A 12,068-nucleotide genomic window follows, 5' to 3' on the forward strand; every position below is an offset into this window, starting at 1 on the left:
AAGCCACCATATTCCTCCTGCGCACCTGCGCCGGGCTGCTGATACAATCGGCCGATCTGAAAAATCCTACTATCCAGGAGCACAACGTGCCCGTCGTCTTTGTTGCCGCCTCTAAACTCCCGACTCCCTTTGCGATCTTCACCATGCATGGCTTCCTCGACGAAGCCACTGGCCGCGAGCATGTGGTGCTCAGCCTGGGTGACATCGCGGACGGCGAGCCGGTGCTGGGGCGCCTGCACTCCGAGTGCCTGACCGGCGATGCGCTGTTCAGCCAGCGCTGCGACTGCGGCTCGCAACTCGAAGCCGCGCTGCAGGCCATCGCCCGCGAAGGCCGTGGCGTGCTGCTGTACCTGCGCCAGGAGGGCCGTGGCATCGGCCTGCTGAACAAGATCCGCGCCTATGAGCTGCAGGATGGCGGCGCCGACACCGTCGAGGCCAACGAGCGCCTGGGCTTCGCCGCCGACCAGCGCGACTACGCCATGTGCCTGCCGATGCTCGAGCACCTGGGCGTGAAGTCGCTGCGTTTGATGACCAACAACCCGCGCAAGGTCAAGGCGTTGACCGACATGAGCATCAAGGTCGCCGAGCGCGTGCCGCTGCACACCGGCCACAACCCGCACAACCGCCTGTACCTGGCCACCAAGGCCGACAAGCTCGGCCACATGATGGGCAACAAGCACCAGGGCGAGGTGCCACAGGCGTGACCCGCGGCGAGGTGAAGCGGCGGCTGGCCCTGGCCTGGTGGCAGTACCTGGCCGTGGGCCTGTTGCCGTTGCCGATAATGGCCTGGGCATTTGGCGGTGGAGAGCCGCTGATCCCGGTGCTGGCCATGCCCTTGTTCATCGCCGGGGCCGCGACCATGTTCCTCAGCCTGCCGCGCTTCGGCGCCTACAAGCGGGCGTTGATCGCCACCGACAAGCAGTTGGGCGCGGCGGAAGAACCCGCTGCCTGGATCGAGCTGGCACGGGTTCGGCGCCTGGCCATGCTGTTCGCCTGCTTTCCGGCCTGGGTCGCGGCGCTATCGGTGCTGGTCGGGCTGGAGGCGGTGCCGCAGATCCTCCTTGCCCTGTCCACCGTGGTGGTGCTGTACCTCTACCGTATCCCGCGCCAGCTCGGCTGATGCGGGCGTCCCTCGCCTTCCTAGCGCTCCTGTGCCTGGGCACCTTGGCCGAGGCCGAACCGCGTGTGGTCAGCCTGGCGCCGTCGATGACCGAGATCGTCCTCGAGCTGGAGGCCGGCGACCTGCTGGTGGGCCTGCTGGACGCGGGTGAGCGTCCGCCGAGCCTTCAGGCCCTGCCCTCGGTCGGGCGCCATGGCCAGCTGGACATGGAGCGCCTGCTCAGTCTCAAGCCTGACCTGCTGCTGCTCTGGCCCGGCAGCGTCGCGCCGGCCCAGCGCGACCAGCTCAAGCGCCTGGGCATCGCCACGTTCAGTGGCGAGCCCGGCGACCTCGACCAGTTGATCGAGCAGATCGAAGCCATTGCCCGGCGCCTCGGGCGGGATGAGCAGGGCCGCGCCTATGCCGCCGACCTGCGTGAGCGACTGCAGGCGCTGCGGGAGCGCTATCGGCGCGACACGCCGCTGCGGGTGTTCTACCAGGTCTGGGACAAGCCGCTGTACACCTTGGGCGGGCGCCAGGTGGTCAGCGATGCCTTGCGCGTCTGCGGGGCGCGCAATGTGTTCGATGACCTGACCCAGCCCGCGCCGCAAGTCAGCGTGGAGTCGGTGCTGCTACGCGATCCCGAGGTGATCCTGGCGGGTGATGCGGCGCAGCTGGCCAGCTGGCGTCGCTGGCCGCAGCTGAGCGCGGTGAAGGAGGAAGGCTTGCTGGTGGTACCGGACAAGGGCCTGGAGCGGCCCAGCGGGCAGATGATCGAGGCCACCGCCCGACTGTGCGCGCTGCTGGAGGCTAGAGGGTCGGGGTCCAGGTAAGGCTCAGCAGCCAGGTGCGGCCTTCTTCGCGATAGCCGTACTGGCTGCCATCGAAGCTGTACAGGGCACGGCTGTATTGCTTGTCCAGCAGGTTGTCGAGTTTCAGTTCTAGCCGAACCTCGTCGCTCGCAGCCCAGCCTCCACGCAATCCAAGCAGGCCGTAGCCACCCAGCGCATTGCGATTGGCCTCGTCATCGTAGCTGCCGCTCACCGCCTGCCAGCTACCGCCCAGGCTGAACCGTTCGAATTGTCGATCCAGATCCAGGCTCAAGGTCCGTCGGGCGCGGCGGGCGAGGGTGTGCCCGCTGTCGCGATCGCGTGGGTCGATCAAGGCCAGGCCCAGTTGGCTGCGCCATTCGCCCCACTGCTGCTCCAGGCCCAGCTCAAAGCCGCTGATCCGGGCCGATGCCACGTTACGGGGGATGGAGCCTGCGCCGAAGATGATCGCGTCACGCAGGTCGGTGCGGTACAGCGAAGCCTCCAGGCGGCTTTCTTTGCTCAGTTGGCTACGCCACTGCAGCTCGTAGCTTTTCGAGCGCTCGGGGTCGAGGTTCGGGTTGCTGTACTGGGGGTAGTACAGATCGTTGAACGTCGGTGCGCGGAAACCTTCGCTGTAGGACAGCAAAACATCGTTGTCGACATTGACCGGTACCGTTACGCTGCCGCTCCAGGTGGTCTGGCCGCCGAACTGCTGGTTCTGGTCGCGGCGCACGCCCAATTCGGTGGAGAAGTGTTCACCGGTGAAGCGATGCTGGATGAACACGGCGCGATTGAAGCGGCTGTCCTCGGTAAAGTCGGTGCTGGCGTGGACGCGATCCTGATACCAGTCGGCCCCCGCCAGCGGTTGTTGTGCTCATCCACGACGAAGTCGTTCTGCCAGATCACCTGGTCGCGATAGGTGTTGAACACGAAGCGCTCATCGCTGAGCTTGTCGCGTTTGTCGTCGCGGTTTTCGCTGTGACCCAACTCCAGGCGCGAATGCCAGGCCTCGGTGAGCTGGGCGTCCAGGTAGGTACCCAGGCTGCTGACCGTGAAATCGGTATAGGGCTTTTGGCCGAAACTCTGGAAAGTGGCCATGTCGAAGCGGCCAAAGGGATTGTCGTACTCGCTGCGTCCTCGGCTGTCGAGCAGGTTCAGGCCGGCTTCAAAACGCTCGTTGAATGCATGGCTCAGGCTCAGATTGAGCGAGCGGTTGCGATAGGCGTCATGGTCGCCATCGCTGGCATACGACGGTCCGGTCGAATCGATGCCAGCGGTTTCGTCCAGGTTGGCGCCGAGGTTGAAGCGGGTCGCGTCATCGCCGCCCGACAACCCCAGGCTGCGTTGCCAGGTCTGGTTGCTGCCGGCCGCCAGGCGCAGGCGCGGTTGTAGGCCCTGGCCATCGCCACGGCGGGTGAAGATCTGGATCACCCCGCCAATGGCGTCGCTGCCGTAGATCGCTGAACGCGAGCCGCGCAGCACTTCCACACGTTCGATCTGGTCGACGTCGAGAAACTGCAGGCCACTGTCGCCAGAGGTGGCGTTGGCGATGCGCACGCCGTCGACCAGCACCAGGGTCTGGGCGGCTTTGGTGCCGCGGATGAAGATGCCGGGCAGGCTGCCGCGACCGCCGGTGGGCGCCACCTGCACGCCAGGGACGCGGGCGAGCAGGTCGGTGACGCCGCTGGGTTGCAGGCGGTCGATATCGGCACGGGTGAATACCGTGTTGGCGGCGCTGGTGGCGGTGCGCGACTCGACCTGGCGGCTGGCGCTGATCAGTACGTCGGGGAGCTTGAGGGCGTCATCGCGTTCGGCGGCCAGCAGGAATGTAGGGGCGCAGAGGAGTGCGGCACAGACGGATTTTTTCATGGGCAGTTCCATCGCATTCGCGGGTAAACCCGCTCCCACAGGATCTCCACAGATCTTGAACACTGTGCAATCCCTGTGGGAGCGGGTTTACCCGCGAAAGGGCCCTAGAGGCCGAGCTTGGCCATCCGGGCTTTGACGGAGGCTTCGATACCAGCCACATCCAGCCCACACTCAGCCAGCATCTGCGCAGGCTTGGCATGCTCGACATAGATGTCCGGCAGGCCCAGGTGCAGCAGCGGCTTGACCACGCCCTCGCGGGCCAGGAACTCGCCGACGGCAGCGCCAGCGCCGCCCATGATGGCGTTCTCCTCGATGGTCACAAGCAACTCATGGCTGGCGGCCATCTCCAATACCAGGGCCTCGTCCAGCGGCTTGACGAAACGCATGTCGACCACGCTGGCGTCGATCTGCTCGGCCACTTGCAGGGCCTCGGCCAGTTGCACGCCGAACACCAGCAGGGCGACCTTGCCGCCCTGGCGGCGGACCACACCCTTGCCGATCTCCAGTGGCTCGAGGTCGCCGCTGATCGGCGCGTTGGGGCCGGTGCCGCGCGGGTAGCGCACGGCGGCCGGGCCCTTGTAGTGGTGGCCGGTGCTGAGCATCTTGCGCAGCTCGTTCTCGTTGCTGGGGGTCATCACCAGCATGCCGGGGATGCAGCGCAGATAGGACAGGTCGTAGGCGCCGGCGTGAGTCGGGCCGTCCTCGCCGACCAGGCCGGCGCGGTCAATGGCGAACAGCACATCGAGGTCCTGCACCGCCACGTCGTGGATCAGTTGGTCATAGGCACGCTGCAGGAAGGTGGAGTAGATCGCCACCACCGGCTTGGCGCCCTCGCAGGCCATGCCTGCGGCAAAGGTCACCGCGTGCTGTTCGGCGATGGCGACGTCGAAGTAGCGCTCGGGGTAGCGCTCGCTGAAGTCGACCAGGTCCGAGCCTTCCTTCATCGCCGGGGTGATGCCCACCAGGCGGTTGTCGGCGGCGGCCATGTCGCACAGCCACTGGCCGAACACGGCGGAATACTTCGGCCCGCTGGCCTTCTTCGGCGCCACTGGTTTGTCGGCCGGCTCCAGCTTGGTGATCGCGTGGTAGCCGATCGGGTCGACCTCGGCCGGGGCGAAGCCCTTGCCCTTCTTGGTGACCACGTGCAGGAACTGCGGGCCCTTGAGGTCGCGCATGTTGCGCAGGGTGGCGATCAGGGTCGGCAGGTCGTGGCCGTCGATCGGGCCGATGTAGTTCCAGCCCAGTTCCTCGAACAGGGTGCCGGGCACCAGCATGCCCTTGGCGTACTCTTCGGTGCGCCGGGCGATCTCCCAGGCCCCGGGCAGGCGCGACAGCACTTTCTTGCTGCCTTCGCGCATGCTGGCGTAGGTGCGGCTGGAGAGGATCTTGGCCAGGTAGTTGGACAGGCCGCCGACATTGCGCGAGATCGACATGTCGTTGTCGTTGAGGATGACCAGCATGTTGGCATCCACTTCCTGCGCATGGTTCAGCGCCTCGAAGGCCATGCCGGCGGTCAGCGCGCCGTCGCCGATCACGGCGATCGACTTGCGCGGATCGTTCTGCAGGCGGGCGGCGATGGCCATGCCCAGGGCGGCGCTGATCGAGGTACTGGAGTGACCGACGCCGAAGGTGTCGTACTCGCTCTCGCTGCGGCGCGGGAAGGCGGCGATGCCGTCCTTCTGGCGCAGGCTGAGCATGCGCTCGCGGCGACCGGTGAGGATCTTATGCGGGTAGGCCTGGTGGCCGACGTCCCACACCAACCGGTCATCCGGGGTGTCGAAGACGTAGTGCAGGGCGATCGTCAGCTCGATGACGCCCAGGCCTGCACCAAAATGCCCACCGGTCTGCCCCACGGTATAGAGCAGGTCCTGGCGCAGCTCGTCGGCCAGGGTCTCCAGGTCGGCTTCGGCCAGCCGGCGCAGGCCGGCGGGCGTGTCGGCGCGGTCCAGCAATGGCGTGACCGGGCGTTCGCGGGGGATCTCTTGAAACGTCGTGGGCATCAGGCGTGTCGTTATAGGTGTGAAGACGCGGCAGTTTACCCCATTGTAGGAAAAGCTGCCCATTCGGACGGGTGTATGAGGGCCACCGGTGCGGCAGAGATCCTGTAGGAGCGGCCTTGTGTCGCGAAAGGGCCGCACAGCGGCCCCGGCAATCTTTGCGTCAAGGCTGAAATCCCGGGGCTGCTGCGCACCCCTATCGCGACACAAGGCCGCTCCTACAGGGGGGATGTGTCAGGTCTTAGTGGCGGCGTTCGACGATGTAGCGGGCCAGCGCCCGCAACGGCTCGGCGTTTTCGTCAAAGCCTTGCAGCGCAGCCAGCGCCTGGTCGCGCAGCTCCAGGGCATAGGCCTTGGCCGCCTCCAGTCCGAGCAGCGCCGGGTAGGTCGGCTTGTCGCGGGCGATGTCGGCGCCCTGGCGCTTGCCCAGCGTCGCGGTGTCGCTCTCGACGTCGAGGATGTCGTCCTGCACCTGGAACGCCAGGCCGATGGCCTGTGCATAAGTCTGCAGGGCATCGAGCTGGGCCTGATCGGCGCGGGCGCTGGCCAGGGCGCCAAGGCGGACGCTGGCTTCGATCAGCGCGCCGGTCTTGTGCCGGTGCATGTATTCCAGGGCTTGCTGGTCGAGCTTGACGCCCACCGAGCCCAGGTCGATGGCCTGGCCGCCGACCATGCCGGCGGGGCCGGCGGCCTTGGCCAGGGCCTGGACCATCTGCAGGCGGATGGCGTCGGCCTGCGGGCTCAGGCGCGAGTCGAGCAGGGCGCTGAAAGCCAGGCTCTGCAGGCCGTCGCCGGCGAGGATCGCGCAGGCTTCGTCGAACGCCTTGTGGGTGGTGGGCTGGCCGCGACGCAGGTCGTCGTCGTCCATCGCCGGCAGGTCGTCATGCACCAGCGAGTAGGCGTGGATCAGTTCCACCGCGCAGGCCGCGCCGTTGGCATGTTCGGGCGGCACGCCGAAGGCTTCGCAGGCGGCATAGGCCAGCAGCGGACGCACGCGCTTGCCGCCGTTCATCACGCTGTAGCGCATGGCGGCGTAGAGGCGTTCGAGCTCCTTCGACGGCGCCTGGAACAGCGGTTCGAGGGCGGCGTCGACCCGTGCCTGGGCGCTCTGCTGGTACTGGGCGATCATGCCTCGGGCTCCGCGTCGAACGGCTGGGCGGCCAGCTCGCCGTCACGCTCCAGCAGGATCTGCACCTTCTGCTCGGCCTGGGCCAGGGCACCCTGGCAATCGCGGGTCAGGGCGATGCCCTGCTCGAAGGCGGCCAGCGACTCTTCCAGCGACAGTTCGCCGTTCTCCAGGCGTTCGACCAGGGCTTGCAGGTCGGCGAGGGATTGTTCGAAATCGATGGAGGTTTTTTTGCGGGCCATGGCGACTGTCTCGGTGGCATTCAGAACGGCGCGACACTAGCAGAGCGGGGCAGGGGGAGCAAATTGCATGGGCCTATCGTTCGTCGCATTTTGTTGCACTTGTTCGGTGTGAGCCATCTTGCAATCCGCGAAGCAATCGAATTGTGGGGGTGACGGGCCTCTGCCATAATCCGCGCGCTCTGGCCTGCGGGTCAGAGACCTTTCTTCCCGACGTCATGTAATGGACTACGTTGTGAGCTTCCTCTCGATCGAATTCGGCCTCTGTTTCACGCTGTTCTTCATGCTTTATTGGAGCCTGTGCTGGAGCATGCGGTTGCAGAACCTGCTGCTGCTGAGCGCCAGCTATGGCCTGGTGGCGAGCTTCAGCCTGCAGTCGCTGTATATCCTGCTGGGCTACAGCGCGCTGGTGTACCTGCTCGGCCTGCTGGCGGGGCGCTATCCCGGGCGCTGGTTCAGCCGTGTGCTGCTGCTGACTCTGGTGCTGGGCTGCTTCTACCTGTTCAAGTACCAGGAGTTCTTCGTCGGCGGCGCCCAGGGTGCCCTGGCGGCGGCCGGGTTCGAGGTGTCGCTGCCGCTGCTGGAAGTGCTGGTGCCGATCGGGCTGTCGTTCTACACCTTCCATTCGGTCAGCTACCTGGTGTCGATCAACCGCCGCGAGCTGGCGCCAGCGGCGCCGCTGGACCTGGCCCTGTACCTGGCGTTCTTCCCCAGCCTGGTGGCCGGGCCGGTCAACCGTGCGCTGCACATGCTGCCGCAGATCCGCCCACCGGCCATGCGCCAGGTGCTGGAACCGCAGCGGGCGCTGGGGCTGATCGCCATGGCGGTGGTCAAGCTGTTCTTCCTCAGCGCCTGGCTGGGCAGCGAGTGGGTCGACCCGGTATTCGACACCCCGGGCAGCGCCAGCCCCGAGCAGGTGCTGCTGAGCGTGTACGGCTACAGCTTGCTGATCTACTTCAATTTCAGCGGCTACACCAATCTGGTCACCGGCATCGCCCTGTTGCTGGGCTTTCGCCTGCCGGACAACTTCGATGCGCCGTACGCCGCGCACAACCTCAAGGAATTCTGGGGGCGCTGGCACATCAGCCTGTCGCGCTTCATCCGCGACTACGTGTACATCCCGCTGGGCGGCAACCGCAAGGGCGTATGGCGCGGCAACCTGAACATGCTGCTGGCGATGCTGGTGTCCGGCCTGTGGCACGGGGCGAGCGTGAACTTCATCATCTGGGGCGCCCTGCATGGTGTCGGCCTGGCCATTTCCAAGCTGTTCAGCCAGTGGTTTCCGGGCTTCGCCCGGCTGCCGGGCTGCGGCCTGCTGGCGCGCCTGATGACCTTCCATTACGTGGCCTTCGCCTGGATCTTCTTCCGCAGCCCGACGCTGGACGGCGCGCTGGAGATGCTCGGCGACATCGGCCAGCTGAGCCTGGCGGGGCTGAACAGCACCACGGGCTTGATGCTGCTGGCCTGCGTGCTGTTCGTGGCCAGTTATCCACAGTGGCTGGCGCTGTTGCGCCAGAGTGGCGCGCTGTTCCAGCGTCTGCCGTGGCAGCTGTATCCGATCCCGCTCGGGGTCGGTGTGTCGTTGGTGATTTTCGCTTCGCAGTCGGGCGTGCCGGGGTTCATCTATGCAAGCTTCTGATAGCAAACAGCTGTTCCAGGTGCAGATGGGCGCCGCCCGTGGCTTGTATGCGATCGTGGTCACCACCGCGTTGCTGTTCTGGCTGAACCAGGACTCGATCAAGCTCTACTGCCAGCAGAAGTACCACCAGAGCTGCGAGATACCGCTGCTGGGCCAGATGCCTGCCTGGCGCGTGGGGGCGCAGCTGACGGCGATGCTGGAAGCGCAGCGCGATGACCTGCTTGAGCAGTTGCTGCCCGCGCCGCAACTGGCCGAGGGGCCGGCGGTCGAGGTGCTGCCCGCACCGCTGCCGGTGGTCACGGTCGATCTGGAAACCCCGGCGGCCGTGGCCAAACCGTTGCCACCAGTGTCGACGCCGGCGCATGTGCAGCCGACGCCTGCGCCGCTTCATGCGCCAGCCCCCGTCGTTGTCGCCCAGCCTGCGCCGCCCGCGCCTGCACCCGCGTTGCTGCAGCCGGGTACCGTGGCTTCGCTGGCCGCTGGCGACGAAGTGTTCCTGGTCGGCGACTCGCTGATGCAGGGCGTGGCGCCGCACCTGGCCAACAGCCTGCGCAAGCGCTACCAGATCCGTACCGTCAACCTCAGCAAGCAGAGCACCGGCCTTGCCTACCCGGGCTTCTTCAACTGGCCGAAGACCGTGGCCGACACCCTCGATCACGAACCCAACGTGCGCCTGATGGTGGTGTTCCTCGGCCCCAACGACCCCTGGGACATGCCCCAGGGCAAGGGCAAGCCGTTCCTGCGCTTCAAGTCGCCGGAGTGGGAGCTCGCCTACCGCGCCCGCATCGATTCGATCCTCGAGCAGGCCCGCGCGCACAACGTGCAGGTGATCTGGGTCGGGCCGCCGAACATGGAGAAGGCGCGACTGTCCACGGCCATGGGCTACCTCAGCGGGCTCTACCAGGAGCAGACCGCGCTGTTCGGCCAGCACTACGTGTCGGCCAATCCGATCCTCGGCTACGCCGACGCCAACTTCTCGTATACGGTGCAGACACCACAGGGCAAGCGGGTCAAGGTGCGGGTCGACGACGGTATTCATTTCACCATCACAGGCCAGAAGATGATCGCCGAACAGGTTCTGTCGCTGATCAGCTTCCCGGGCCTGACCGTTACAGGACATTGAGATGCGCCAATGGCATCACCTGCTGGGCCTGGCCCTGCTGATCAGCGCCGCGCCGGGTTGCAGTACCGGCGCCAACAGCGTGAGCGCCCAGCCCACGGCCCGGCCCGCCGCCGCGCCAGCCGCCCGCCAGGACGGCAACCTCGCCTTGCTCGCCGGCAAGCTGCGCAACGCTGGCCGGGCGCCGGTTGCCATCGTCCAGCTGGGTGACTCGCACACTGCTGCCGACCTGTTCAGCGGCGAGCTGCGCAAGCTGTTGCAGGCGCGCTACGGCGATGGCGGCATCGGCCTGGTGCCGGCTTCGCCGGTGCCGGGAATCCGCAACGACCGGGTGATCATCAAGAGCGAGAAGCGCCAGTGGGAGCTGGTGTCAGCGCGTAACCAGCAGAGTCAGCAGTTCCCGCTGGGGGGCTATCTGTCGCTGCCATTGGCCAATCGCGCCAGTGTGGTGCTTCAGGCGCGGGACGAGGACCACCAGCGCTACAAGGTCTCGGCGCTGTACCAGTCGAGCGCCAGCGCCAGCCTCTTCGTCAATGGCGGCCAGCGCCGCGTGCTGCCGGCCAGCAATGGCCAGTGGCGCTTCAGCCCGGCCTACGCCAATGTCGGCCTGCCGGTGCAGCTGAGTGTCGAGGGCGGCCGGGGTGTCGCTTTGGGTGCCTGGTACATCCAGGGGCAGAAGAATGCCGGGGTGACCTACTCGGCGCTGGGTATCAACGGTGCGCGCCTGGACGTGGTGGACAAGTGGCAACCGGGCTGGCGCGACAGCCTCAAGGCCGTACGGCCTGACCTGGTGATCCTGGCCTACGGCACCAACGAAGCGTTCGATGACAAGCTCGACCTGGCGCTGTACCAGACGCAACTGGACGCGACCCTCACGGGCCTGCGCAAGGACCTGCCGCAGGCGGCGATCCTGCTGGTCGGGCCGCCGGACTCGATCAAGCAGCGCAAGGCGCGCAGCTGTGCGGCGCGCCAGCCCCAACCGCTGGCCTCGGTGATCCGTATCCAGAAGCAGATGGCGCACAAGCACAAGGCGCTGTTCTGGGATTGGCAGGGGTTCATGGGCGGGCCATGCTCGATCGCCGGCTGGCAGGCGGGTGGGTTGGCGCGGCCGGATCTGGTGCACCTGACGGCTGATGGCTATCGCAAGAGTGCGGCGGGGTTGTATGAGTTTCTGAAGGGGCCGTTGGGGTTGCGTTGAGGCCTGGCCTCATCGCGGGGCAAGCCCGCTCCCACGGTGATCGGGGCGGGCTTGCTCAGGTATCAGGCCGGCTCGGCCTGCAGCTCGACCATCGCCTCGCGATAGCGCGCCAGTTCCTCGATGGTCAGTACCGGCAGGTTGTACTGGCGGGCATACACCGCCACCTGCTCGCCGCGGGCCATGCTGCCGTCGGGGTTCATCAGTTCGCACAGCACCGCCGCCGGGCGCAGGCCGGCCAGGCGGGCCAGGTCCACCGAGCCTTCGGTGTGGCCGCGACGGGTCAGCACGCCGCCATCGCGGGCGCGCAGCGGAAACACATGGCCTGGGCTTACGATATGACGTTCCTGCGCGGTCGAGCGCAGCGCGGCTTCGATGGTGGTGATGCGGTCCTGTGCCGACACGCCGGTGCTGACCCCTTCGGCGGCCTCGATGGTGACGGTGAAGCCGGTGCCATGACGGGCCTGGTTGTTCTGCACCATCGGCGCCAACTGCAGGGCATCGACGGTGGCTTCGTCCAGGCACAGGCAGACGATGCCGCTGCAATCGCGGATCATCATGGCCATGGTCTGCAGCGACAGGTTCTCGGCGGCGGCGACGATATCGGCTTCGTCCTCGCGGTCGTCGTCGTCAAGCAGCAGCACGGGGCGCCCGGCCTGGAAGGCGGTGATGGCGGCGCTGACATTGGGGAATTGCTTGTGGTGCATGGTGGACATGAAACGCTCCTCGTGAATGATCGATGAACGTCTCGGGGCGAACAAAATGCGCGCGCAGGGGCGCCCGGACGGCCCCTGCCAAACGCCTTCTTTCATCCGGACTATGACCGTCGGCCCTGGAATCTCACCAGGTCTGCTGACCCCCGGCATGGCCGGGGCGCTCGCGGGCTCATCTTTCGATTTACCGCCGGTGGGGACTTTCACCCCGCCCTGAAGACCGGCCAAGCATACAGCACTGTGCCAGCGGGCTGGCAAG

The 12,068-nt window shown here is 66.6% G+C and carries 10 protein-coding genes, 1 pseudogene and 1 riboswitch; of the genes and pseudogenes, 6 read left to right on the forward strand and 5 right to left on the reverse strand.

The genetic code is table 11. The annotated features are described in order from the left end of the window. Positions 1-86: 86 nt before the first annotated feature. Genes ribA through VUG52_RS03040 form a run of 3 tightly spaced genes read left to right on the forward strand, consistent with a single transcriptional unit; the run spans position 87 to position 1,932 of the window. A complete protein-coding gene (ribA, locus tag VUG52_RS03030) occupies positions 87-704 on the forward strand; it encodes a GTP cyclohydrolase II (protein ID WP_011531972.1) in 618 nt (205 codons plus the stop codon). Next, a complete protein-coding gene (locus VUG52_RS03035; protein ID WP_262974348.1) occupies positions 701-1,120 on the forward strand; it encodes an MFS transporter in 420 nt (139 codons plus the stop codon). Before ribA ends, VUG52_RS03035 begins: the two co-directional genes overlap by 4 nt. Further along, positions 1,120-1,932, forward strand: a complete 813-nt coding sequence (locus VUG52_RS03040) for a cobalamin-binding protein (RefSeq protein ID WP_262974349.1) — start codon at positions 1,120-1,122, stop codon at positions 1,930-1,932. Before VUG52_RS03035 ends, VUG52_RS03040 begins: the two co-directional genes overlap by 1 nt. Here the strand turns inward: VUG52_RS03040 and VUG52_RS03045 are convergent. The 4 genes and pseudogenes from VUG52_RS03045 to VUG52_RS03060 form a co-directional block, all read right to left on the reverse strand. Next, positions 1,910-3,792, reverse strand: a pseudogene (locus tag VUG52_RS03045) (TonB-dependent receptor domain-containing protein). The gene VUG52_RS03040 and the pseudogene VUG52_RS03045 overlap by 23 nt on opposite strands. Before the next feature lie 92 nt (positions 3,793-3,884). Continuing rightward, positions 3,885-5,780: a 1-deoxy-D-xylulose-5-phosphate synthase gene (gene dxs / locus VUG52_RS03050; RefSeq protein WP_262974350.1), complete on the reverse strand. Its 1,896-nt coding sequence runs from the start codon at positions 5,778-5,780 to the stop codon at positions 3,885-3,887. A gap of 238 nt (positions 5,781-6,018) precedes the next feature. Beyond that, entirely contained in the window at positions 6,019-6,906 is an 888-nt protein-coding gene (gene ispA / locus VUG52_RS03055) for a (2E,6E)-farnesyl diphosphate synthase (RefSeq protein ID WP_050707159.1), read from the reverse strand. Next, positions 6,903-7,145 (reverse strand): exodeoxyribonuclease VII small subunit, encoded by a 243-nt coding sequence (locus VUG52_RS03060; protein ID WP_028690287.1) that lies wholly within the window; start codon positions 7,143-7,145, stop codon positions 6,903-6,905. The genes ispA and VUG52_RS03060 overlap by 4 nt, the downstream gene beginning before the upstream one ends. Positions 7,146-7,365: 220 nt before the next feature. Here VUG52_RS03060 and VUG52_RS03065 point away from each other — a divergent pair, with 220 nt between their 5' ends. The 3 genes from VUG52_RS03065 to VUG52_RS03075 are packed head-to-tail and all read left to right on the forward strand — an operon-like array spanning position 7,366 to position 11,099. Next, positions 7,366-8,781, forward strand: coding sequence for an MBOAT family O-acyltransferase (locus tag VUG52_RS03065; RefSeq protein WP_050707158.1), 1,416 nt, complete (start codon positions 7,366-7,368; stop codon positions 8,779-8,781). Further along, positions 8,768-9,904, forward strand: coding sequence for an SGNH/GDSL hydrolase family protein (locus VUG52_RS03070; protein ID WP_050707157.1), 1,137 nt, complete (start codon positions 8,768-8,770; stop codon positions 9,902-9,904). The genes VUG52_RS03065 and VUG52_RS03070 overlap by 14 nt, the downstream gene beginning before the upstream one ends. 1 nt (position 9,905) lies before the next feature. Continuing rightward, positions 9,906-11,099: an SGNH/GDSL hydrolase family protein gene (locus VUG52_RS03075; RefSeq protein ID WP_050707156.1), complete on the forward strand. Its 1,194-nt coding sequence runs from the start codon at positions 9,906-9,908 to the stop codon at positions 11,097-11,099. Positions 11,100-11,161: 62 nt separating this feature from the next. On the opposite strand, the gene ribB is transcribed toward VUG52_RS03075, so the two are convergent. Next, positions 11,162-11,812 (reverse strand): 3,4-dihydroxy-2-butanone-4-phosphate synthase, encoded by a 651-nt coding sequence (ribB, locus tag VUG52_RS03080; RefSeq protein WP_050707155.1) that lies wholly within the window; start codon positions 11,810-11,812, stop codon positions 11,162-11,164. 80 nt (positions 11,813-11,892) lie between these two features. Then, positions 11,893-12,034, reverse strand: a riboswitch (FMN riboswitch). Positions 12,035-12,068: the final 34 nt, after the last annotated feature.

This window comes from Pseudomonas sp. LH21, from assembly GCF_036549575.1.
Classification (GTDB): Bacteria; Pseudomonadota; Gammaproteobacteria; order Pseudomonadales; family Pseudomonadaceae; genus Aquipseudomonas; species Aquipseudomonas peradeniyensis.